The following is a 22,087-nucleotide window of genomic DNA, read 5'->3' as shown; positions in this document are numbered from 1 at the left end:
CAACATCAGGGGAACAACTTATTGTTATAAAATTTCAACTTAAACGTAAATAATGCCCACCCCAATTCCCGGGCTAAGGGTGTCCTAAACAACTAAAATGAAACACATGAAAAAGTTTTTTACAGTAGTGTTGTTCGCTTCAGGGCTTATGATGGTTGCTGCACACGCTCAGGCACAAACAAAAATCGGCTATATCAGTTCACAGGAAGTGATCGGTATCATGCCTGAAACCCGGAAAGCTGATTCATCCCTCACAGATTATCGCAATGCACTGCTGGCAAGCGCACAGGAAAAACAAACTGCATTCTACGCAGCATATGAAAAATTCATCAAGGACTCAACTACCATGTCCGATGCAGTGAAAACTGTAAAAAGAACTGAACTGAATAAACTGAGCACTGAGCTCGGTGGTGAAGAAGAGCGCATCCAGAATCTGCTCCAGCAAAAACGCGATGAGCTGATCATGCCAATCAACAAAAAAGCATTCGACGCTATCCAGGCTGTTGCCAAAGAAAGCGGATATACTTATGTTTTCGAGAAAGAAGCGCTGCTGGTGGCTCCTCCTGCAGAAGACATCCTGCCGCTGGTAGCAAAAAAGCTGAACATCAAATTGCCGCCTGCTGCCGGTAATGCTCCCGCTAAAAAACCATAAGTTAATACTGTAACATATTGAAGAAGCCTCACCCCCGGTGGGGCTTTTTTGTTGTATTTTTGAGCATGCATGCACCCATCGGAATCTTCGATTCAGGATATGGCGGTCTCACTGTAATGAAAGAGATCCTGCACAAACTACCTCAATACGATTATATCTATCTCGGCGATAATGCACGTGCTCCCTATGGTAATCGCAGCTTCGATACCGTATATCATTATACGCTGCAATGCGTGAAATGGTTTTTCGATCAGGGCTGCCCGTTGGTGATACTGGCCTGCAATACGGCTTCTGCCAAAGCACTCCGCACCATCCAGCAAAATGATCTCCCCATAATTGCGCCTGCTAACCGTGTGCTCGGTGTGATCCGGCCTACTTCCGAAATAGTTGGAACTTTTACGCAAAATAAAAAGATAGGCATCCTCGCTACCAGGGGAACCGTGAATTCGGAATCGTATCGAATCGAAATAGAAAAGTTCTTTCCGGAGGTGGAAGTACAGCAGGAAGCCTGCCCCATGTGGGTGCCGCTGGTGGAGAACAATGAGCATCAGCAGCCAGGCGCTGATTATTTCATTCAGCAACACCTGGTCAGAATCCTGGAAAAGCAACCAGGTACCGATCTGCTGCTCCTGGCCTGTACCCATTATCCCTTGCTATTGAATAAGATCAAACAGTTTCTTCCTCCCGGAATACAGGTGATGAGCCAGGGGCCTGTTGTGGCGCAAAGCCTTGCCGATTACCTGCAAAGGCATCCGGAAATGGAAAGCCGTTGCAGCAAAGGTGGCAGCCGGCAATTTTTCACTACTGACGACCCCAACGATTTCAATAGCCAGGCCAGTATATTCTTTGGAGAAAGGCTTCAATCGCAGCATGTGGCACTTTAATTGTTCAGTAAAGAAAGCTAATTTCGTATCCAACCCGTACCCATAAGTATTCAATCATTGATCAATTTAATCATATGAACAGGTTACTTCGTATGTGTTTGCCAGTGTTGATGATATTCGGCCTGGTATCTTGTCTGAAAGAAAAAAGTTTGGATTCCACCGGAGATGGTGGTGCAGGGAGCTTGCGAATGAAAATAGATGGTAAGCAATGGACTGCCAACAAAACAGCTTCAGCCACCATCATGAATGAACACGTTACCATCACAGGCGCAAGCCAGGATAATTTTGACCTGATGATCCAGATCAAGACTACCAGCGTTGGTACTTACCAGTTAGATCAGGCCAGTGATCATTTTGCCATTGTGATCGATAATAATGAAGCATCACCTGTAGGTTATTCTACAGATCAGGGCGCTAATTCCAGCATTGCAGGCGGCACCGTGAACATCACAAAGATCGATGAAGCCACCAAAAGGATGTCCGGCAATTTCACCTTCAAACTCTACAGGTCAATCGATGATAAATCAATCATGATCACGGAAGGTGTTTTTGAGAACCTTCCATATACAGCAGATCCTCCTACAACCGGCACCGGCAATTCTTTTAAATGCAAGATCGACGGTACTGAATGGATTGCACCACAGGCAGGAGGCGCCCTCAACCAGGGTGTGATTGGTATCGTTGGCACTGAAAATGCGACCAAAACCATAACAATCTCCGTTCCTGAAACTATCGTACCGGGTGACTATCCTCTGGACAATACCAATATTTTTTATATGGCCATTTATTTAAATGGCAACAAAGCCTATGGTGCAGGAGCCGGAGGCACATTGAAGATTACAGAGCATCAGAACCGGACCATCAAAGGCAGTTTCCAGTTCACTGCAGAGGACCAGGCCAATCCACCTGCTAATCCTGATGTACCTATTACAGAAGGTTCGTTTTCAGTAACTTACTAATTAATAAGATTCTTCCCGGAAATTTACGATTCACTGGTTGGAAAAAGATTTGATTTACCCTACCTTTGCCGTCCTTTCACAATCCTACAGGTGTGGTGACCCGTGGGGCTGAAAAAGAAACCAGGCTTGTTCTCCCAGGCCGCATTCAACAAAGCTTCGCAAAATCGAAGCGCAAAAAGTGTAAACGAAAACAATTATGAAACGTACATTCCAACCTCACCGCCGTCGTCGTAAAACCGTTCATGGTTTCCGTAAGCGTATGCAAACTGCCAATGGCCGTAAGGTACTGGCAAGCCGCAGGGCTAAAGGCCGTAAGAAACTGACTGTTTCTGATGAAAGGAAATTGAAATAAATGATCGCTGCGCAGTAATGGTTCATTCCCTGCTGATCAGTCTTCCTACTATATTAATAGCTCCGCATATGCCGGAGCTATTTTATTTTTGATGAATCATGAAGGATCAAAGAAACACGCTCGGCAAAACGGAGCGGCTCAAGAGGCGAAAAGCCATCGAGCAGCTCTTCAAAAAAGGAAAGCATTTCTCCGTCTTTCCTTTGCGGGTATCGTATGCTTTCATCCCTTACATAGAAACCTCCCTACAGGCCGGCTTTACCGCCAGCAGCCGTCATTTTGGAAAGTCGACAGACCGCAACCGCATCAAACGGCTCATGCGTGAAGCATACCGCCTGCAGAAGCAACAACTGCAGGATGCCACTGTTCAAGGCAATGTTAAACTGGCCATTTTCTTCATTTATGTTGGAAAGGAACTACCTGATTATAATGTTGTGAGTGAGAAGATCGGTGTAGTTTTGCAAAGACTTAGCGGCATTGTCAATGAAGCAAATCCTCAAAATACTTAGTCTCCCTTTTATCGCGCTGATCAAACTGTACCAGTGGGGCATCTCTCCTTTGCTGGGGCCCAAATGCCGTTATACACCTACCTGCTCGCATTATGCAGTGGAAGCATTCAAAAAATACGGGCTGTTCAAAGGTTTCTGGCTGGCAGTGAAACGCATCAGTCGTTGTCATCCCTGGGGTGGTCATGGATATGACCCTGTTCCTTAAACGAAAAAAGCACGAAGTTTGTCACTTCATGCTTCTCTCCGGAAAATGAATTCCGCTTATTTGTTCATGCGCTCAACCAGTTTGTACAGGTCTTCGCGTTTTTGTTTGGTGGTAGCAAACTTGTAGACTTCCGGAGCTTTACCATCCTTATCTACTTCCACGGAATTGGGGATACCATTGAATGGCCCGATCAGTCTTGCGTTGTAATTAGCGCTGATCTTCTTGATGGTATTAGGCACAAGAAAATAGGTCCTGGCCTCATCACTGGCGTTGATGCCCATGATCAACTGCTGCGTACTGTCTACGATGTGCTGCAATTGTTCTGTTGTGATAGAAGTTGGGATACCTGAGTTACCATAGTTCACGATACTGCCGATCAGTGTATCTGCTGATTTCAGGTTCAGTACGTAAGCGCCATTCTCGGTGAGGTCGTAGGTTTTATCACCATCCTTGCTTTTCACGGTAAATTTAACCGGGTCCTTGCCAACGTACTGGAATTCCATTTCGTTGTGCTGTGTACCTGGTTCGAAAGTGATCTCTTTGGCGTCTTTACCTGCGGCCTGGATCTTGCCACTGCTCATTACCACTAATCTCTTCACATCAGATCCGGATGAACAGGCAGTTGCCAGAAATGCCACCGTGCAGGCGGTGATGATAGTTTGTTTCATGCATTGCAAAATTTAGTAAAAAGGATGGTTGTGCTCGCTTATTTGGATGCAGCTGCGAAACGTTCAGCTACCTTGGTCCAGTTCACTACATTCCAGAAAGCAGCCAGGTAATCGGCGCGCTTGTTCTGGTATTTCAGGTAATAAGCATGCTCCCATACATCGGCTCCGAGAATGGGTTGACCTTTTACTTCAGCCACATCCATCAGGGGATTATCCTGGTTGGGAGTAGAAGAAACTTCCAGTTTACCATCTTTCACAATCAGCCATGCCCAACCGCTACCGAAGCGGGTCATACCAGCATTATTGAATTTCTCTTTGAAGGCATCGAAAGAACCGAATGCAGCATTGATAGCATCGGCCAATGCACCTGAAGGAGCGCCGCCTGCATTGGGAGCAAGAGATTCCCAGAAGAAGTTGTGGTTCCAGTGACCACCGCCGTTGTTCCTTACTGCAGGGCTGATAGTGCCGGCTGCTGCTACCAGTTCTTCAAGAGATTTATTCTCATTGGGAGTTCCGGCAATTGCTTTATTCAGATTGTCAACATAAGCCTGGTGGTGCTTACCATGGTGGATCTGCATGGTAGTTGCGTCGATATGAGGTTCCAGTGCATCAGCTGCATATGGAAGAGGTGATAATGTGAATGCCATACTATTAAATTTTAAATTGATAAGATAATCTTTCGCTCAAAGCTTACAGGGTAACAAATTTACGGGCCATTGCCGGATTGACCAACTCTGATCATTTAGCTGCCATCAACTCACCATTTTATTGTAAATTACCTTCCGTTCAATCTAACCATTTCACCCAACCAGACTACATCACACATGAGCAAACCTACCCATGCGAGACGAGCCTTTATCCAAAAGCTCAGTAAAAGTGTAGCCGCATCCGCTCTGATCCCCGGAATAGCGAAAGCTGCTGATAATTATCCCCAAACAGAATTGCTGGCCAGGAAATATGAATCGCCCAACAATACTGTGCAGATCGCGCTGATCGGCGCAGGAGGAATGGGCACCGGAGATGCGGAAACAGCTGTGAGCATACCAGGCGTAAAACTGGTAGCTGCCTGTGACCTCTACGATGGCCGGCTCGCCAATGCCAAAAAGAAATTCGGCAACGATATCTTCACTACCAAAGATTACCGGGAGATCATTTCCCGTAAAGACATCGATGCCGTGATTGTGGGTACACCCGATCACTGGCACAAAGACATTTCCGTGGATGCTATGAATGCCGGCAAAGCCGTTTACTGCGAAAAACCCATGGTACATGATGTTTCCGAAGGACCAGCAGTGATTGCTGCACAAGCTAAGAACAAAGTGGTATTCCAGGTAGGAAGCCAGGGTATGAGCTCGCTCGGTAATGAGAAAGCAAAGGAACTGCTGCAGGCCGGCGCCATCGGCCAGCTTAATTATGCAGAAGGATTCTGGGCGCGTAATACGCCCGGGGGCGCCTGGCAATGGGATATCCCTGCCGATGCTTCCACGCAAACTGTGGATTGGAAAAGATTCCTACACGATAAACCCAACCACGCTTTCGATCCGAAACGCTTTTTCCGCTGGCGCTGTTTCAAAGATTACGGCACCGGTGTTTCGGGCGACCTCTTCGTTCATCTATTCTCCAGTCTTCATTATATCACGGGCTCCAATGGCCCCAACAAGATCATGAGCACAGGAGGATTGCGCTACTGGAAAGATGGGAGGGAAGTGCCTGATATCCTGTTAGGGATGTTCGACTATCCCCAAACGTTAACACATCCTGCTTTCAATCTTTCGCTTCGCGTGAATTTTGTAGACGGCACCGGTGGCGAGAACTCGCTCCGCCTCGTAGGTAATGAAGGCGCCATGCTGGTGGAATGGGATAAGGTGACCCTCATCAAAAATAAATTCTGGCCTCCCGAAGAATACGCGAAATATTTTGCAGAGAGAAGATACGACAAGGACTACGATCGTAAAAAGATCAAGGCCGATGATACCACCGTATTCCAGGCGGAAGCAGGATACAAGGGCGCACATTATGATCATCTCTTCAATTGGATCAGGGCCATCCGTGGCGGCAAACCAGTAGTGGAAGACACTGTGTTCGGGTATCGTGCTGCTGCGCCTGCCTTGCTTTGCAACGATAGCTACTACCAGGAAAAGGCCATCAAATGGGATCCCGAAAAAATGAAACTGATCGGATAAAATACATACACATGAAACGCTTCATCCTACCACTTTCAATACTGATCACCTTAACCAGTATGAATAGCTTTATGCAGGAAAAAAACAATATTCTTTCCACTAAGGAAAAACAGGAAGGCTGGCAATTGCTCTTCGATGGAAAAACCATTAATGAATGGAGACCATTCAAAAACGCCACTTCAGACGGATGGGAAGTGGTGAATGGAGAAATTCATTGTAAAGAAAAAGATGTACAACATCGCGCAGATCTCATCACCATTGCTCAATACAAAGACTTTGAATTTGCATTCGACTGGAAAGTTGGTAAGAGCGCCAATTCCGGCGTGATGTACCGGGTTTCCGAAGACCATGCCGCTACCTACCAGACAGGGCCGGAATACCAGTTGATAGATGATCTCGGTTATGCGGAGAAGTTAGAAGACTGGCAGAAGAGCGGATCGGATTATGCCATGCATCCGCCTGCTAAGATCATGGCGAAACCTGCGGGAGAATACAATCACAGCAGGATCATTGTGAAAGGCGCACATGTAGAGCATTGGCTCAATGGAGAGAAAGTGGTTGACTTCGATCTGTGGACACCGGAATGGGAAACCCTGAAAGCCAAAGGCAAATGGAAAGATGTTGCAGCTTATGGAAAAAATCCGGCGGGACATATCGCATTGCAGGACCACGGAGGCGGCATCTGGTTCAGGAATATCAAGATCAAACCTCTTTGATTAGCGGAGAGCAGTCGCTCGCCTCCCGGCGAGTGACCTGTATTTGTTCGCCTCCGGCGAACACTTCGTCGCCGGAGGCGACTAAACAAAACTCACTCGCCGGAGGCGACTAAACAAAATTCACTCGCCGGGAGGCGAGCGACTGCCAGCTCTCCAATTAAGTGCTGTTTTTTGCGGCTGCATTAACGCAGGCGGAGTGCATTTTGATGTCAACCATCAAGATGCGGCATAAATCCGTTTTAGTAAGTAAATCCTCGCAAAAACATGCAGCTGATTGCGGTATTATTGGTCCCTATCCATTAACTTACAGTAATACCGATTCCTTCTACCACTAACTGCTGATGATGGAGAACAACAGGCAACATATCGGCGGGAATATCAATGAACAGGCTATGGAACTGCTTTTCGAAGAATTGTTCCGTAAGCATGAATGCCGGTTGTATACGCTCGCACAGCAACTCACCAAATCTGAACAATATGCAAAGGATGTGATCCAGGAAGTGTTCATCAAATTATGGGAACGCAGGCAAGAGCTATCCCGCATCGAAAATATCGAAGCCTGGCTTTACAGGATGACAGAGAACAAGGTGATCGATTTCCTTCGCAAGGCCGCAGCGGATGGCAGGCTGAAAGAAGCTATCTGGAAAAACCTTCCGATGCAGGATGAGGACCCCGAGGTTTTGATAGAAACCAAAGAGTACCACCAGATCATCCGCAAGGCCATCGAAAGTCTGCCTGCACAGCGAAAGCTGATCTATCAACTGAACAGGGAAAAAGGATTGAACTACCAGGAGATTGCACAAACGCTTCAGATTTCAAGGCACACCGTTAAGAATCAGCTTTCTACAGCATTGCAATCCATTCGCCGTTTCCTGGCGGGAGCATCGCGTATTTTCTTTCTGTAAAAAAATATTCGTTCCGGATAGGAACATACTACTGCCTGTTTCGTCTACCAGGAGCAGGCGTCTTTTTTTCAGCCTGTCTTACAGTTCAAAATTTATGGAAGCAAGGATCAAATATCTGTTCAGGCAGTATCTGGAGAATAAATGTACCCGCAGGGAGTTTGATGAATTCTTTGCATTGCTGCGCGATGCTTCACATGATGAATCCCTTCGCCAGCTCATCAGCAATGCTTACAGGGAATTGGGGCAGGGCTCGGTTACATATGTAGATGAATCAGGGAACCTGGTGTTACCGGAACCTGAATGGTTTTCAAAACCAATACCGGAAGAAGCTGAGGTCACTGGCAGAAAATGGGGAAGGGCCATCCGGATAGGAGTGGGACTGGCGGCAACTGTGGCAGGTATTTTCTTCTTATTCCGTGAGCATGCTACTGTTAACAATCAATCTGCCAGTTTTCAGGTGTCTTCCACAGAAAGATCTGAATTCAAATATCTCCTGCTTCCAGACAGCACACAGGTATGGCTAAACGCAGCAAGTACACTGGAATATCCTCCTGAGTTCGGAGGAAGAAAAAGAGAAGTATTTCTTTCCGGCGAAGCCTATTTTGACGTGAAGCATGCAACTGATAAACCATTCATTATTCATACCGGTAAGATCTCTACCACAGTATTGGGAACAGCTTTCAATATTAAAGCATACAATGATCTCAGCAATGTTACAGTAGCAGTGAGCAGGGGAAAAGTAAAAGTAGAATACCTGGATAAAGAAGTGGCCACCCTCACGCCCGGCCAGCAGGTTAAAGTGAACAACAATGGGGCCGGTATTGCAGACAGGAAGTCCGGTATCAATCAGGTTGCAGCCTGGCAGCAGGGTAATTTGGTATATGATGATGAAACCATCATGGATATTGTAGCGGACCTGGAAAGGATGTACAATGTAAGGATCAATGTAAGGGATATAACGGTGAGTAACATGCGAATTTCAACATCATTCAACCGACAGACGGGAGTAGAGCAGGCATTGCAGATCATTTGCAGTCTTACAGAAAGAAAAATGGAGCAGCGGAACGGTCAGTATTTTATTTACTGAAAAAATACCTTCATCCAAAATCAAATAAAATGAAAGCAACTATTTCCGCTCCCGGATAGAACGGGAAATAAAAAGGGCCCTACCAGTTGCGACCTGGTAAAGGCCCTGCGTTTAAACATAATCCTCTTTCAGAATTATTAAACAGACCAAAACTATGAATTTGTCTGCACAATCGCATGCCCCTGCCCAGGCGGGCGCAGGCGCTTCAATGCATCAACGGCTACCGTTTGCCAGGTTGCTTTTGAACAAGCAAATACTCATGAGAATTTTTGTACTGACTATACTGCTCACGATCAATGGGATACTCATGGCAGGCCATTCCAGGGGCCAGGAACTCGACAAGATCTTTGTTTCCCTGGACCTGAAAAATGCTTCCCTGAAAACAGCCCTTCGTACTATCGAGTCGGCTTCCAAAGTCCCTTTTACCTACAGGAATTCAGAAATAGCGCCCTACGACAGTATCAACCTCCGGGTGAATAAGATGCCTTTGTCCAAAGTGTTGCCACTTCTTTTGAATAATACAGGCCTTCATTATGAGCTGGTGAACAGTAATATCATTATCAAAAAAGTAAAAGACTATTCGCCGCCGCTGATCCCCGCAATGGATGTGAGAGGGCAGCAGCTCGCTTTCGATGGCAGTATCCGCGGAAGGGTGACCACCACCCTGGGCCTGGCCATACCCAATGCTTCCGTGACGGTGCAACCCGGCGACAAAGGCACTGCGGCTAACCAGAACGGTGAGTTCTCCATTCCCGGGCTGAGTGCAGGCTCTTACAAATTAACCATTTCTGCTGTTGGTTATATTGCCGATGAAAGGACCGTGATTGTAAAGGATAACGAGGTAACCCAGGTATCTGCCCAATTGGTGGAAAATGAGAACAAAATGCAGGAAATAGTGGTGACGGCGCTCGGTATCAATCGTAAACAGCGATCACTCGGCTATTCTCAGCAGGAAATAAAAGGAGAAAACCTGACCATTGCCAAAGAACAGAATGTACTGGGATCGCTTGGTGGCAAAATTGCAGGCGTGCAGGTTTCAGGTTCCTCTGCAGCCAGTATGGGTGGAACACAGAAAGTACAGATCCGTGGTGTGAATTCGGTTACTGGTGGTGGTGAGCCGCTGATTGTAGTAGACAATATCCCCATCTCCAACAGCAACTATGCAAGCAAGGGCGGTAAAGACTATGGTAACCTGGCGCAGGATATCAACCCGGATGATATTGAAACGATGACTGTGCTCAAGGGGCCGGCTGCATCAGCTTTGTATGGACTGCGCGGGCAATACGGCGTGATCCTTATCACAACCAAAAAAGGTAGCAGGAATGCAAAGAAACCCACGGTAAGCCTCAGCTCTGCCTTCTCCATCGATAAACCCGGCAACTGGATGCCTTTGCAAAATATTTATGGAGCAGGATCCAATCTCAATTTTCCCACTACTCTCATCAATGGTGTGCAAACAAAATATGTTGACGGGACCTGGGACGAAAGCTGGGGGCCCGTAATGGACGGCACTCCTGTAAGACATCAATACAGCTTCTATCGTGCCGACCCTGATTTTGGAAAAGAAACGCCCTTTGTGCCGCATCCGGACAATATCAAGGACTATTTCGAAACAGGGACCAACCTGAACAACAATATCTCTTTTATGGGGGGCGGAGCCAATTCAACTTTCCGCCTTTCATACAACAATACTTCCATCAAAGGTATCGAACCCAATACCAACCTGCGGAGAAATAACCTGTCGTTTGCAGGAACACTGAACGTAACCGATAAACTGGTTTTGAGCACACACCTGAACTATGCCAATAACAAAGCGATCCGCCCTTCCCAGGGTTACCAGCAGCTTGGATCGAGGAATATGTACCAATGGTTCCAGCGCAACCTCGACATGAACAAGCTGAAACAATACAGGTACCCCGATGGAACCATCTATCACTGGAACCTGAACGATCCGAATACAGAGGGAGTATATGATAATCTCACACCTATCGATTGGAACAATCCATATTTCGATGCGTATGAAAATCCATCCAACGATTCAAGGGATCGTTTTTTTGGAGATGTGGGCTTGAGCTGGACCATCATTCCCGGGCTGACCGTGAGTGGCTTTGTGCGCCGTGATGGATTCACTCAAAATATCGATGGACGAAATGCTGTGGGTGGGCGTGGTGTACCTGGCTTCTGGATCGGTAAATATGAGAACAAGGAAATGAACTACGAATTCATTTCACAATACATCAAAGAGTTTGGAAAAGTATCCTTGCAGGCCAACCTGGGTGGTAATATCATGACCCAACATTACACTTATTTGCGTGAAGCCACTGTTGGTGGATTGGTAACGCCAGGCTTTTACAATATTGCCAATTCACTGGAAAGGCCCGATGTATCAAATATTCTGAGGAAGAAACAAGTGAGAAGCGCATTCGGATCTGTGAGCCTTGGTTATGATAACACTTATTTTATTGATGCCTCCCTGCGCAGGGATATTTCTTCGGCGCTGCCACTGGATAACAACGCTTATCTATATCCCTCTGTTGGTGCCAGCGTTGTATTCAGTGAACTGCTCAATATACCGCAGCTCTCTTACGGTAAGATCAGGGGCAGCTTTGCACAGGCCGGCTCCGATATCGATATCTATCAAACCGCCAACTCCTTTGTACTGGGTGATCCTTACGACAAGGACTTTCCCATGTATGTTCCGGACAATCTCAAAAACCCAAACCTGGTGCCCTCACTGGCAACGGCCTGGGAGCTTGGCCTGGATATGCGTTTCCTGAGAGACCGAGTTGGATTCAATCTTACCTACTATCACCAGGAAAACAGGGATGAAGTGTTCAGTCTGGATGTGCCCGGCCCAAGCGGCTTCACCAGTTATGTGATCAATGCCGGTAAGATCCGCAACAAAGGTGTTGAGTTGACCATCAATGCAACACCCATTCAGTCTAAGCTGGTAAAATGGACCACCACTTTCAACTTTGCAAAGAATGTAAGCAAGGTGCTGGAGCTTATCCCTGGCAACAATACACTAACGCTCGACCAGAACACATATGCAGGTGTAAGCGTGTACCTGCTCTCCAATGTGAACGAAGCATTCGGAACCCTGGTAGGCAACGGCTATCAGCGTGATTCAGCAACAGGAAAGATCCTGTTGGGTAACGATAACATGCCGCTGTGGAGCACCAATCACAAATTAGGTTCTGCTGTGCCTGAATTTACGGGCGGATGGACCAATAGCATCATTGTTGGGAATTTCGACCTGAGCGCCGTGATCGATTTTCAGAAAGGAGGTAAATTTTTCAGCTGGACGCAGATGCTGGCCGTGAAAAGCGGACAACATGCCATAACAGCTGCAATGAACGATAAAGGAAAGAATATCCGCGATCCGCTGGCTGATGGCGGCGGCTACAAGATCACCGGCATTTCCAATTCAACCAAACAGGAAGTGACTGCCTATGTGAATGCGCGGTCCTATTGGAGGAATGTTGTAGGAACAAGGGTTTATGAAGAATGGTGTTACGATGCTTCGTATATCCGTATGCGTGAGATCAGGCTGGGATACACTTTCACCAGCAAGCAGATTGCCAAACTGCCGGTGAAAAGCGTGAACATTGCCCTCATCACACGGAACCCGTTCATGATCTGGCAGAAAGCGCCCAAAGGACTAAACCCGGCGGAACTGGCCACCGGATCTTCATCGCTCAACTGGCTGGAAACCGGTCAGCTGGCCACCGTAAGATCCTTTGGACTTAACCTGAATATTTCCTTCTAAAAATTACCATCATGAAAAAATCAACATTCATCCAACTGATTGCGGTATTGCTGGTAATGGGAACAGGTTGTACCAAATTTGAAGATGATCTCAATATCAACCCCAACCTGCCGGCGAAGGCTGCAAACTCACAGTTACTCACATACGCTATCAACCAGATACCGTCATATCTCGAAGCCCCTACACCCAACCTGTATGCACAGTACTGGTCGGAAAAACCTTATACCGATGCCAGCAGGTACCTGACTGTCAATTTCGATTTTTACGGAATCTATTCAGGTGCCTTGATGAACCTGAAAACGATCCTCGAAACAAAGGAGTTCAACATTACTGAGGGTTCCAAAGATAATCAGATTGCCGTGGCCCGTATCCTGCGCGCCTGGTTCTACTGGCATGCCACAGATCGCTGGGGAGATATCCCTTATTCAGAAGCATTGCAGGGAAAAGAGAATTTCACACCTGCCTATACCAGTCAGAAGGATATTTACTATGATCTGCTGAAAGAACTGAAAGAAGCAGCCGCACAGATCAGTGATGCGGATCCCGTTAAAGGCGATATACTTTTCAAAGGGGATATGAGCAGCTGGAAAAAACTGGCCAATTCCATGAGGCTCATCATGGCGCTTCGCCTTTCAAAGATCGATGAAGCAAAAGGTAAACCTGAATTTGCCGATGCGGCAGCATCGGATATCATAGACGATAATGCAGAAAGCGCAGTGTTTGTTCACCTACCCAATGCTGCCAATCAAAGTTATTGGTACTATGTGTTCACCGTTCAGAACCGGGCCTGGTATTGGGCCAGCGAGCCCATTGTTGATTATTTGAAGGACCTTAACGATCCACGCCTGCCTATTTTTGCAGATACAGTGAAGGATGGTTCGAAGGGATATAAAGGCGTTCCATACGGACTCGATGGAAATGCTGTGGGGCAGGTGCCCACTTCAACAGTTTCTCTCACGGGTGTGCATATACGAACGCAAAATGCTCCCTGTTATATCCTTACCAATGCCCAGGTTAAATTTGCATTGGCAGAGGGAGCGAAGATCAACTGGATCGGTGGCGGCGATGCAGTGGCTGAACAACACTATAAAGCCGGTGTTGAAGCTTCAATTCGTCAATGGGTCCGGAATAGTTATGAAGATTATGATGACGATGTGCAAAAACAGGTGGAACCAATTCCATACAACAAAGCTGATGTTGGAGATACCACCGGATTGGCCGTGTACCTGGCACAACCTGAAGTTGCCTACACGCCGGCCGATGCCTTAAAGAGGATCGGTTATCAGCGCTGGTTACATCTTTATTCAAATGGTTATGAAGCCTGGGCAGAATGGAGAAGAACAGGATTCCCTGTACTGACCCCTGCGCCCAACAACAATAACACACCCATTCCACGCAGACAGGGTTACCCTGTAAAGGAACAGAACATCAATGGTGAGAATTATGTCAATGCTGTACAGAACCAGCCGGGGCTTAATGGAAAAGATGATCTGAAGGGACGCGTGTGGTGGGACAAACCCTGAGCAGTTAGGTATATTTATAGCATGTTTGGTTAGCGGGGCTTCATGCCCCGCTTTTCTTATCTGCGGTCTTTAAAGAAGTTCTTCATCAGTTCAGCGCATTCTTCTTTCAGTATGCCTTTTGTGATGGTGGTCTTTGGATGGAAGGGCCAGTTCTCACCGGTGATACGCTGATGCCCGTTCTTTTCATCATCGGCGCCCCATACTATCCGGCTGATCTTGCTCCAGAACAAAGCACCGGTGCACATCAGGCAGGGCTCAACAGTAACATACAGCGTAGCGTCCGGCAGGTATTTGGCGCCGAGAAAATTGAATGCGGAAGTAAGTGCAATGATCTCTGCATGAGCGGTGGGATCTTTTAATAATTCCACCTGGTTATATCCTTTGGCAATAATGCGATTGTTCATCACCACAATGGCGCCAACAGGAATCTCTCCGGCTTCATAAGCGCGTTGCGCTTCACGGAGCGCCTGACGCATATATTGTTCGTCTGTACTGGACATGCCGCTAAGGTAAGATTCAGTTCAGTGAGAATGTGTAAAACTTAAATGCTAAAATTTTTGGCAGTCTGTTTATTAATTACTAAATTGCGTGTATAATTAAGCGTTAGTACTCCGGTAACGATAAGGTCGTTGCCAGTTTCTTCAGGACCACAGGTACCTTCTACCACAGATTTTCTACATGATTAGGTTTTGCCTTTCAATTTTATTGAAAGAAACTCTTTCATTCATTAAAAATAATTTTATGCATGAAAATAAAAGAACTAAGTTCTTCAACAAACCTGTGCGTCTGACCAGGGAGCAGAAGAAGAATCCTTCAGCTGTTATCCTCGAGTTCTTTACAACTTATCATCTCGATGACATTCGTCATCTGCTCTGGCAATGGATAGAAGCAGCAATGACTTCGGATGGTGATCAGTTTGAATCTCCCAGTGACCGGAGTGATCTGCTGTTCTTTTACCGCAATCTGGAACTGATGTCGGAGGCAGCCTATATGATTGTACGTAAAGACCTGCCTGCATCAATGCGTAAGTCGCAGCACAAAAAAAATCATTCATCCGAATAAACCAGTTCTATGTTACAATATCAACCATCTCCAACACTGGATCAACTGGTGAGAACACTGCATCAGGCAGTGGCCACCGATAAGATTTATCTTTTGGGAGTTGCTACGGACAACCTGCCGGTCAATTCCATCTTCCGTCCCTTTTTTCATGGAGAGGAACCTGCTGCAGGATATTTTCTTTTATTGCTCACGAGGCCGGGAGAGAAAAGGTCAGATGATGTTATCCAGGATATGCTGGAACAGCGTAACCGTTTTCGCATGCCTGTTAACCTGATTGTACATCCTGTAAAAGCATTCTATCAATGGTTGAAGGCCGGCCAGGCTTTCGCCATCCAGGTAGTGAATAAGGCGCCACTATTGTACAATGCAGGGATCACCCATCTGCCGGCTCCCGGTTACGACCAATTAAAGGAACACCTTGTTAACCAGGAAACACAAGCACTGAATGGCTATGATCGCAGCGTTGCTTTCCTTTCCGGGGCAAGGCAATTCATAGAAAGGAAACAGTTTAGCCTGGCTGCTTTTCTCCTGCACCAGGCTACTGAACACGCTTGCATGTCATTCGTGTTGCAAAGCACCGGTCTAAGAACGGGTACACATAATATCGATAAGCTTTTGCGATATTCTACTATGATGGGAAATGCATTGAATAGTATTTTTCCCCGAGCTACTGCAGAGGACCTTGAATTATTCCGTTTATTGCAAAAAGCGTATATACATGGCCGGTATAAAGAAGATTATGTGATCTCGGAAGAACAGATACTGGTCCTGGCTGGCAGGGTGGAAAAGCTGGTACGCAGGTTTTGCCCGGATGCAGACTTCTCGCCTGGTATGGTGGAAGAAGCTGCTGTGCCCTGGCCATCCCGGCCCGGCAAACTAAAAAAAGCCGGGCGGGGAAGCCGGAGCAAATTGCAGGAGCAAAAACCTGTTGGTAATATCTTACAGGATCAATATCAGAATAAGTATGATCACCAGTATTGCACCTACGGAAAGATAGATGCCACCTCTGCCGAATATCTTAGCTTCCTTATTGAGGGATCTTAATTCTTTCCTGAGCTCTTTTCGTTCCGAGCCGGAAAGTTTCGATCTGTCCATGGCTTTGATTTCCTCTACCCTTTTGATGATGGCGGCAACCCTTGCTTCCTTTTCGGAAGTGGTCATGGCAGCCACTTCTTTTTTAGTCCTGATGGGATCGGTGCTGTTAGGTGCCGCTTCAGCAAAGGTGGTGAGCACCATCAGCAGGAGCATAAAAGAACCGGATCTGAATTTCATATTTATGTTTTTAAAAGTTAGAGAGTACAAACATTGCAATGTTGCAGAGAAAAATCTTGTTCCGGCAGGAAGCAGAGCAGTAAATCATGGTGGAAGGGAAGTGAACTGTAAGTTTTGGGGAGTTTGATCTACAGTTAAGGCTTGTACTGTTAATTTAAGTATCTTTTTCAGAAATAAGCCTCCATGACCCCAACTTTTTTGCAGGTACTGATTTGCCTTATCCTGGGAATAGTACTGATCATTATCCTGACCGCACGATATCGCGTTCATGCTTTTTTTGCCTTATTACTTGCCTGTTTTGTGGTAGGTGTTGGCGTACAAATGCCTGTAGCTGATATTCTGAAACATTCCAAAGATGGCTTTGGGAATATCATGCGCTCACTAGGCTTCGTGATTATACTGGGAGCAACCCTGGGAGGATTGCTGGAGCATACTGGCTGTACCCGTGTGATGGCAGATTTCATTCTACGTAAAACAGGTGAAAAGCGGGCGCCACTGGCCATGAGCCTTACCGGCTTTATTGTGGGCCTTCCGATATTCTGTGATTCAGGTTATATCGTTCTCAGTGGATTGAACCAGTCGATTGCCAGGAAAACCGGAATAGCCATGTCTGTGATGGCTGTAACACTGGCAACTGCGCTGTATTCAGTGCATTGCCTGTTGCCGCCTCATCCTGGCGCAGCGGCTGCAGCAGGAACCATTGGCGTTGAATTTGGGAAGCTGATCAGTATTGGTTTGCTGGTTGCCATTCCTGCCATGTTGGTCGGTTACTGGTGGGCGTTATATGCCGGAAAGAAATGGCCTGGGGAATCCAACGGGCAGATAACTTCTGTGAAACATCAATCTGAGGAGTCAGTGATTGCCAGGCCATCCGTGGTGGCGGCCTTCCTGCCGGTGATTGTTCCCATTTTGTTGATTGCGCTGCATTCTTTCTTTGTGATGAAACAAACTGCCAATACAGGCTGGCATACAATAATCAATGTAATCGGAATGCCGGAAGTGGCTTTATCCATTGGTGTATTGCTGGCTTTTGCAGCAGGCAGGAACTGGAAAAGGGAAAAGGTTGGTAAGCTGTTAACGGAAAGTGCCGAAAAAGCAGGTGGGATCCTTGTGATCATAGGTGGTGGCGGAGCATTCGGAGCTGTACTGGCTGCTACAGGACTGGGAAAACATCTGGGAAACATGGAGTCGCTTGCGAGTCTTGGACTGTTGTTTCCTTTCCTGCTCACGGCAGTATTGAAAACGGCACAGGGTTCATCCACTGTAGCCATCATTACAACTGCATCGATTGTTCTGCCACTGTTGCCAGCCCTGGGACTGGATTCGGAAAATGGTAAACTGATCACGGTATTATCAATGGGAGCAGGTTCCATGATAATCTCGCATGCCAATGATTCGTATTTCTGGGTGATCGCGAAATTTTCTGGTCTTGATATGCGCTCCATGCTGCGCGTGTATACCCTGGCAACTCTTTGGATGGGATTGACCACGCTCCTTGTTTTGTACATTTTATCATTTTTCTTATTAAACTGATCATATGCGCATACTTATAGCTCCCAATTCATTCAAGAACAGTCTCAACGCAGAAGAAGTGGCAGCCGCTATCCGCGAAGGACTGGAACAAAGTTATCAGCAGGTTACCTGTGAGCTCTTTCCTGTTGCAGACGGAGGCGATGGCACAGCCACCCTGTTGATGCAACACCTCAATGCCAGACCGGTTGAAGTGGTGGTGCAGGGCCCCAAAGCAGAAGAAATAAAAGCCACTTATGGCTGGCTCCCTTCCACTGCCACAGCTATCATCGAAATGGCTGCTGCATCAGGATTAAGGCTTTTGCCGGTATCGGAAAGAGATCCGCTGCATTGCAGCTCCAACGGAACGGGTGAGCTGATTGCTCATGCACTGGACCAGGGAGCCAGTTCCATCCTGCTATGTATTGGCGGCAGCGCAACAGTGGATGGTGGCTCGGGCATCCTGCAGGCGCTGGGCTATCGTTTCCTCGACAAAAGTGGTCAGGAACTGCTCTTCATGCCCGAGCGTTTGCAGAAATTATCCCATGTCGATATATCAAAAGCGCATGCACGTTTACGTGAGTGCAGCATCATCATTCTCTGTGATGTGAAGAACAGACTATTGGGAGAGCAAGGTGCAGCCCGTGTATTTGGCCCACAGAAAGGAGCCGGCAAAGAAGACGTGGAAAAGCTGGAAGCTGCCCTGCAACAATTCAGGGATGTGGTGCTGAAGCAAACTGGCAGGGATATGGCAAGCCTGGAACATGGCGGTGCAGCAGGTGGTACCGCTGCAGGGCTGGCAACATTACTGGATGCAGAACTGAAGAACGGTACAGATGAATTCCTTGAAATGACCAATTTCATTAAAGCATTGGAGCAGGCTGACCTGGTGATCACCGGAGAAGGCAGTCTTGATGAACAAACCCTGCATGGTAAAGCGCCATATGGAGTAGCGCTAAGGGCGCGTGCATTAAATATACCTGTGATCGGTCTGGCCGGCAGAGTGCCACTGATGAAGGAACCTGTGATGGAAACTTATTTCGACGCCATCCTTCCCATTGGTAATGAACCCGCTGAACTGGAACAGGCATTTCGCAACACAAAGCTGAACCTCGTGCGAACAGCCATTCAACTGGGAAATCTGCTGGCGCTGCAAAACGGAAAAAGTAAAAACCTGTAAATTACAGTCAAACAGCTTGCATGGCAGTATTGACTATCACAGAATCCATTCAGCAAATGCGCGCCTGGTTCAACAGCGGAGCCACAAGGACCTATGAGTTCCGGGTGAAACAATTGAAAGCACTGGATGAAGCCATCAAAAAGTTTGAAGATGATATTCATCAGGCGCTTTATGCCGATCTCAGAAAAAGTCCGGAAGAAAGCTGGGTAACAGAAACCGGATTTGTTCACAGCGAGATCAGGTACAATCTCAAACACCTGAAGCAATGGATGCAATCTCAGCCTGCCGGCACCAATCTGCTGAATTTCCCATCATCCAGTTATATTCTACAGGAGCCGTTGGGCGTGGTTTTGATCATGGGAGCCTGGAACTATCCTTTTCAATTGCTTATTGCTCCGTTGATCAGCGCCATTGCTGCAGGTAATTGTGCAGTGCTCAAACCGAGTGAGCATGCACCAGCCACAGCATCAGTGATGAAAAAACTGGTCCGCTCTGTGTTCTCAGACCAATATGTTCTGTATGTGGAAGGAGATGGCGCTGAAGTGGTGCCACTGATGATGAATAATTTCAGGTTCGATCATGTGTTCTATACCGGTGGCGGCGCAGTTGGCAAACTGGTGTATAAGATGGCGGCGGAAAAACTGGTGCCCGTAACGCTGGAGCTGGGCGGTAAGAGTCCTGCCATTGTTGAAGAGGATGCAGACATCAGGGTGGCGGCTCGTCGAATTACAGTTACCAAGTTCTCGAATGCCGGACAGATGTGCATAGCGCCGGACTATGTGCTGGTGCATCACAGCAAGAAAGATGCACTGGTAAATGCTTTGAAAGAAGCTATCATCAACTTTTATTCAGGCGATGCCTCCACTGATTATGGCTATGGCAGGATCATCAATGCAAAACAATTCTCACGTATACAGGCATATCTTCAACAGGGGCGGATCCTGCATGGTGGTAAAACCGATGCTGATTCACTTTATATCGAGCCCACCATAATGGATGATGTACCCATGGATGCTCCTTTGATGCAGGAAGAAATTTTCGGACCTGTATTGCCGGTGGTCGGATTTGAACATGCATCGGAAGCATTGCAGATCATTGGAAGAAACCCTGAGCCGCTGGCGCTCTACCTGTTCACCAAAAGCAAGAAGCAGGAAGCATATTACTTCGGTAATATTTCTTTCGGTGGCGGCTGTGTGAACAATACCAGTTGGCATTTCACCAATCCGCATTTGCCTTTTGGCGGGAGAGGCGGTAGTGGAATCGGCGCCTACCATGGCAAAACAGGCTTCGATACATTCACACACCGGAAGGCCATCATGAAAACACCAGTCTGGTTCGACCCTGCTATGAAATACCCACCATTCAAGGGTAAAATGAATTTATTCAAAAAGATCATCCGGTAAACCCGGAACTTTGTTGCACAACACCACAAGTATGACTATCAGGCAGCGCATCATGAAATTCCTGTATCCTTTGCTGATGAAGCTCACCAAAGCAACCGGAAAGAACTCAAAAGTATTGCATAACACAAATGATCAACCGATGACTTCGATATACGATCTCAGCGTGCAACTCAATAACGGCAAAGAGCTCAACCTCGGGCAATACAAAGGCAAAAAACTCTTGCTGGTGAACACAGCTTCCAATTGCGGTTATACCAATCAGTATGATGATCTGCAGGCTTTGTACAAGAAATTCTCCGGTAACCTGGAGATCATCGGTTTTCCCGCCAATGATTTCCACGAACAGGAAAAAGGAACAGATGAGGAGATCGCACAATTCTGTAAGATCAATTTTGGTGTTACCTTTCCATTAGTAAAAAAATCAGTTGTAGTGCCCGCGACTGATCAGCATCCGGTATACAAATGGCTGACGAATAAAGAAGAGAATGGTTGGAATGAACAGGCCCCCACCTGGAATTTTTCCAAATACCTGTTGGATGAGAACGGTCATCTGACTGATTACTTTGATCCCTCCGTATCTCCCCTGAGTAATGAAGTAGTGACTGCCGTGGAAAGGAAAGCATCGGCGTAATTGCCGGTATCGTACTATCATATTCAAATACCATTTCCATGTTGAGCAAAGCTGATATTGAAAAGTACTTCCTGGCTGAAAAGCAGGCTGCCCTGATGGTGTTGATCATTGGAGCGATTGCAATTCTTATAGGATTGATCTTCTTATTCGCTCTCAGAACGAGCCTCTTCAAAGGGGCTGCTGTTCCGCTACTGGTATTGGGTTTACTGGAATGTATTGTGGGATATGCCATTCACAAGAGAAGCGATGCTGATCGCGTCCGTCTGGTGTATGCATATGATATGAACCCGCAGCAACTCAAATCTGAAGAGCTTCCGCGAATGCAGGAAGTGAACAGGAAATTTGTGATCTACCAGGCTGTAGAAATAGGCCTGGTGGTAATTGGCATTGCGTTGCTGATCCTGTATCGCGGGCAGACAGAACGAACATTCTGGGTTGGATTGGGACTCAGCCTGATCATCCAGGGTGTATTACTGTTTGGGATGGAAACCATTTCCACGCAACGCGCAAAGGAATACACGAGAAAACTCTCTGCATACCTGGCTGCCTGGCCGCAGAAACAATAAAAATATCCATTGGAGTGCGTCCAGTCGCTCGCCTCCCGGCGAGCAATGTCATTAA

23 protein-coding genes are annotated in these 22,087 nt (G+C 46.9%); 19 read left to right on the top strand and 4 right to left on the bottom strand.

Features of this window, described 5'->3' with window-relative positions:
• Positions 1–106: 106 nt before the first annotated feature.
• From D9Y29_RS19360 to yidD, 6 genes are all read left to right on the top strand, one after another.
• Positions 107–652, top strand: coding sequence for an OmpH/Skp family outer membrane protein (locus D9Y29_RS19360; RefSeq protein WP_164735484.1), 546 nt, complete (start codon positions 107–109; stop codon positions 650–652).
• Between the two features lie 65 nt (positions 653–717).
• Complete coding sequence (murI, locus tag D9Y29_RS19355; RefSeq protein WP_127131306.1) at positions 718–1,536, top strand: glutamate racemase; 819 nt, start codon at positions 718–720, stop codon at positions 1,534–1,536.
• 74 nt (positions 1,537–1,610) lie between these two features.
• Positions 1,611–2,495, top strand: coding sequence for a Riean_0653 family protein (locus D9Y29_RS19350; RefSeq protein WP_127131305.1), 885 nt, complete (start codon positions 1,611–1,613; stop codon positions 2,493–2,495).
• Between the two features lie 196 nt (positions 2,496–2,691).
• Positions 2,692–2,847 carry a 50S ribosomal protein L34 gene (gene rpmH, locus D9Y29_RS19345; protein ID WP_026309617.1) on the top strand — a complete coding sequence of 52 codons (156 nt, stop codon included), beginning with the start codon at positions 2,692–2,694 and terminating at the stop codon, positions 2,845–2,847.
• Between the two features lie 98 nt (positions 2,848–2,945).
• Positions 2,946–3,353, top strand: coding sequence for a ribonuclease P protein component (locus D9Y29_RS19340; protein ID WP_127131304.1), 408 nt, complete (start codon positions 2,946–2,948; stop codon positions 3,351–3,353).
• Positions 3,328–3,558: a membrane protein insertion efficiency factor YidD gene (gene yidD / locus D9Y29_RS19335; RefSeq protein WP_192909900.1), complete on the top strand. Its 231-nt coding sequence runs from the start codon at positions 3,328–3,330 to the stop codon at positions 3,556–3,558. The genes D9Y29_RS19340 and yidD overlap by 26 nt, the downstream gene beginning before the upstream one ends.
• A 56-nt stretch (positions 3,559–3,614) precedes the next feature.
• On the opposite strand, the gene D9Y29_RS19330 is transcribed toward yidD, so the two are convergent.
• Both D9Y29_RS19330 and D9Y29_RS19325 read right to left on the bottom strand, forming a co-directional pair.
• Positions 3,615–4,226: a hypothetical protein gene (locus D9Y29_RS19330; RefSeq protein WP_127131303.1), complete on the bottom strand. Its 612-nt coding sequence runs from the start codon at positions 4,224–4,226 to the stop codon at positions 3,615–3,617.
• Positions 4,227–4,264: 38 nt separating this feature from the next.
• Positions 4,265–4,873, bottom strand: coding sequence for a superoxide dismutase (locus D9Y29_RS19325; protein WP_127131302.1), 609 nt, complete (start codon positions 4,871–4,873; stop codon positions 4,265–4,267).
• A 177-nt stretch (positions 4,874–5,050) separates the two neighbouring features.
• Here D9Y29_RS19325 and D9Y29_RS19320 point away from each other — a divergent pair, with 177 nt between their 5' ends.
• From D9Y29_RS19320 to D9Y29_RS19295, 6 genes are all read left to right on the top strand, one after another.
• Positions 5,051–6,409 carry a Gfo/Idh/MocA family protein gene (locus tag D9Y29_RS19320; protein WP_127131301.1) on the top strand — a complete coding sequence of 453 codons (1,359 nt, stop codon included), beginning with the start codon at positions 5,051–5,053 and terminating at the stop codon, positions 6,407–6,409.
• Positions 6,410–6,420: 11 nt separating this feature from the next.
• A complete protein-coding gene (locus D9Y29_RS19315) occupies positions 6,421–7,125 on the top strand; it encodes a 3-keto-disaccharide hydrolase (protein WP_127131300.1) in 705 nt (234 codons plus the stop codon).
• Between the two features lie 341 nt (positions 7,126–7,466).
• Positions 7,467–8,030, top strand: a complete 564-nt coding sequence (locus tag D9Y29_RS19310; RefSeq protein WP_127131299.1) for an RNA polymerase sigma factor — start codon at positions 7,467–7,469, stop codon at positions 8,028–8,030.
• A 94-nt stretch (positions 8,031–8,124) separates the two neighbouring features.
• Entirely contained in the window at positions 8,125–9,117 is a 993-nt protein-coding gene (locus D9Y29_RS19305) for a FecR family protein (protein WP_127131298.1), read from the top strand.
• A gap of 259 nt (positions 9,118–9,376) precedes the next feature.
• Positions 9,377–12,886, top strand: a complete 3,510-nt coding sequence (locus D9Y29_RS19300; RefSeq protein WP_241237987.1) for a SusC/RagA family TonB-linked outer membrane protein — start codon at positions 9,377–9,379, stop codon at positions 12,884–12,886.
• Between the two features lie 11 nt (positions 12,887–12,897).
• The gene (locus D9Y29_RS19295; RefSeq protein ID WP_127131297.1) at positions 12,898–14,409 is read left to right on the top strand and encodes a SusD/RagB family nutrient-binding outer membrane lipoprotein; all 1,512 of its coding nucleotides are present in this window, start codon (positions 12,898–12,900) and stop codon (positions 14,407–14,409) included.
• A gap of 56 nt (positions 14,410–14,465) precedes the next feature.
• On the opposite strand, the gene D9Y29_RS19290 is transcribed toward D9Y29_RS19295, so the two are convergent.
• Positions 14,466–14,909, bottom strand: a complete 444-nt coding sequence (locus D9Y29_RS19290) for a nucleoside deaminase (RefSeq protein WP_127131295.1) — start codon at positions 14,907–14,909, stop codon at positions 14,466–14,468.
• A gap of 241 nt (positions 14,910–15,150) precedes the next feature.
• Between D9Y29_RS19290 and D9Y29_RS19285 the strand changes: the two genes are divergently transcribed.
• The gene (locus D9Y29_RS19285; protein ID WP_127131293.1) at positions 15,151–15,471 is read left to right on the top strand and encodes a hypothetical protein; all 321 of its coding nucleotides are present in this window, start codon (positions 15,151–15,153) and stop codon (positions 15,469–15,471) included.
• Between the two features lie 9 nt (positions 15,472–15,480).
• Positions 15,481–16,515 (top strand): HEPN domain-containing protein, encoded by a 1,035-nt coding sequence (locus tag D9Y29_RS19280; RefSeq protein WP_127131291.1) that lies wholly within the window; start codon positions 15,481–15,483, stop codon positions 16,513–16,515.
• Here the strand turns inward: D9Y29_RS19280 and D9Y29_RS19275 are convergent.
• Positions 16,411–16,743, bottom strand: a complete 333-nt coding sequence (locus tag D9Y29_RS19275) for a hypothetical protein (RefSeq protein WP_127131289.1) — start codon at positions 16,741–16,743, stop codon at positions 16,411–16,413. The two genes, D9Y29_RS19280 and D9Y29_RS19275, sit on opposite strands and share 105 nt — an antisense overlap.
• A 183-nt stretch (positions 16,744–16,926) precedes the next feature.
• Here D9Y29_RS19275 and D9Y29_RS19270 point away from each other — a divergent pair, with 183 nt between their 5' ends.
• The 5 genes from D9Y29_RS19270 to D9Y29_RS19250 are packed head-to-tail and all read left to right on the top strand — an operon-like array spanning position 16,927 to position 22,032.
• Entirely contained in the window at positions 16,927–18,276 is a 1,350-nt protein-coding gene (locus D9Y29_RS19270) for a GntP family permease (protein WP_127131287.1), read from the top strand.
• A 4-nt stretch (positions 18,277–18,280) separates the two neighbouring features.
• The gene (locus D9Y29_RS19265) at positions 18,281–19,432 is read left to right on the top strand and encodes a glycerate kinase (protein WP_127131285.1); all 1,152 of its coding nucleotides are present in this window, start codon (positions 18,281–18,283) and stop codon (positions 19,430–19,432) included.
• A 20-nt stretch (positions 19,433–19,452) separates the two neighbouring features.
• The gene (locus D9Y29_RS19260; protein WP_127131283.1) at positions 19,453–20,835 is read left to right on the top strand and encodes an aldehyde dehydrogenase family protein; all 1,383 of its coding nucleotides are present in this window, start codon (positions 19,453–19,455) and stop codon (positions 20,833–20,835) included.
• Between the two features lie 31 nt (positions 20,836–20,866).
• A complete protein-coding gene (locus D9Y29_RS19255; RefSeq protein WP_127131282.1) occupies positions 20,867–21,466 on the top strand; it encodes a glutathione peroxidase in 600 nt (199 codons plus the stop codon).
• Between the two features lie 38 nt (positions 21,467–21,504).
• Entirely contained in the window at positions 21,505–22,032 is a 528-nt protein-coding gene (locus tag D9Y29_RS19250; protein WP_127131280.1) for a hypothetical protein, read from the top strand.
• Positions 22,033–22,087: the final 55 nt, after the last annotated feature.

Source organism: Pseudoflavitalea rhizosphaerae, assembly GCF_003991355.1.
GTDB classification, from domain to species: Bacteria; Bacteroidota; Bacteroidia; order Chitinophagales; family Chitinophagaceae; genus Pseudobacter; species Pseudobacter rhizosphaerae.
The sequence above is the reverse complement of the archived record's forward strand: the minus strand, read 5'-3'. Positions and strand labels throughout refer to the sequence as shown.

What these genes read in the sequence shown, in the direction of transcription:
- D9Y29_RS19360 (WP_164735484.1), top strand. Translation starts at nt 107, where the DNA reads ATGAAAAAGTTTTTTACAGTAGTGTTGTTCGCTTCAGGGCTTATGATG.
- murI (WP_127131306.1), top strand. Translation starts at nt 718, where the DNA reads ATGCATGCACCCATCGGAATCTTCGATTCAGGATATGGCGGTCTCACT.
- D9Y29_RS19350 (WP_127131305.1), top strand. Translation starts at nt 1,611, where the DNA reads ATGAACAGGTTACTTCGTATGTGTTTGCCAGTGTTGATGATATTCGGC.
- rpmH (WP_026309617.1), top strand. Translation starts at nt 2,692, where the DNA reads ATGAAACGTACATTCCAACCTCACCGCCGTCGTCGTAAAACCGTTCAT.
- D9Y29_RS19340 (WP_127131304.1), top strand. Translation starts at nt 2,946, where the DNA reads ATGAAGGATCAAAGAAACACGCTCGGCAAAACGGAGCGGCTCAAGAGG.
- yidD (WP_192909900.1), top strand. Translation starts at nt 3,328, where the DNA reads ATGAAGCAAATCCTCAAAATACTTAGTCTCCCTTTTATCGCGCTGATC.
- D9Y29_RS19330 (WP_127131303.1), bottom strand. Translation starts at nt 4,226, where the DNA reads ATGAAACAAACTATCATCACCGCCTGCACGGTGGCATTTCTGGCAACT.
- D9Y29_RS19325 (WP_127131302.1), bottom strand. Translation starts at nt 4,873, where the DNA reads ATGGCATTCACATTATCACCTCTTCCATATGCAGCTGATGCACTGGAA.
- D9Y29_RS19320 (WP_127131301.1), top strand. Translation starts at nt 5,051, where the DNA reads ATGAGCAAACCTACCCATGCGAGACGAGCCTTTATCCAAAAGCTCAGT.
- D9Y29_RS19315 (WP_127131300.1), top strand. Translation starts at nt 6,421, where the DNA reads ATGAAACGCTTCATCCTACCACTTTCAATACTGATCACCTTAACCAGT.
- D9Y29_RS19310 (WP_127131299.1), top strand. Translation starts at nt 7,467, where the DNA reads ATGATGGAGAACAACAGGCAACATATCGGCGGGAATATCAATGAACAG.
- D9Y29_RS19305 (WP_127131298.1), top strand. Translation starts at nt 8,125, where the DNA reads ATGGAAGCAAGGATCAAATATCTGTTCAGGCAGTATCTGGAGAATAAA.
- D9Y29_RS19300 (WP_241237987.1), top strand. Translation starts at nt 9,377, where the DNA reads ATGAGAATTTTTGTACTGACTATACTGCTCACGATCAATGGGATACTC.
- D9Y29_RS19295 (WP_127131297.1), top strand. Translation starts at nt 12,898, where the DNA reads ATGAAAAAATCAACATTCATCCAACTGATTGCGGTATTGCTGGTAATG.
- D9Y29_RS19290 (WP_127131295.1), bottom strand. Translation starts at nt 14,909, where the DNA reads ATGTCCAGTACAGACGAACAATATATGCGTCAGGCGCTCCGTGAAGCG.
- D9Y29_RS19285 (WP_127131293.1), top strand. Translation starts at nt 15,151, where the DNA reads ATGCATGAAAATAAAAGAACTAAGTTCTTCAACAAACCTGTGCGTCTG.
- D9Y29_RS19280 (WP_127131291.1), top strand. Translation starts at nt 15,481, where the DNA reads ATGTTACAATATCAACCATCTCCAACACTGGATCAACTGGTGAGAACA.
- D9Y29_RS19275 (WP_127131289.1), bottom strand. Translation starts at nt 16,743, where the DNA reads ATGAAATTCAGATCCGGTTCTTTTATGCTCCTGCTGATGGTGCTCACC.
- D9Y29_RS19270 (WP_127131287.1), top strand. Translation starts at nt 16,927, where the DNA reads ATGACCCCAACTTTTTTGCAGGTACTGATTTGCCTTATCCTGGGAATA.
- D9Y29_RS19265 (WP_127131285.1), top strand. Translation starts at nt 18,281, where the DNA reads ATGCGCATACTTATAGCTCCCAATTCATTCAAGAACAGTCTCAACGCA.
- D9Y29_RS19260 (WP_127131283.1), top strand. Translation starts at nt 19,453, where the DNA reads ATGGCAGTATTGACTATCACAGAATCCATTCAGCAAATGCGCGCCTGG.
- D9Y29_RS19255 (WP_127131282.1), top strand. Translation starts at nt 20,867, where the DNA reads ATGACTATCAGGCAGCGCATCATGAAATTCCTGTATCCTTTGCTGATG.
- D9Y29_RS19250 (WP_127131280.1), top strand. Translation starts at nt 21,505, where the DNA reads ATGTTGAGCAAAGCTGATATTGAAAAGTACTTCCTGGCTGAAAAGCAG.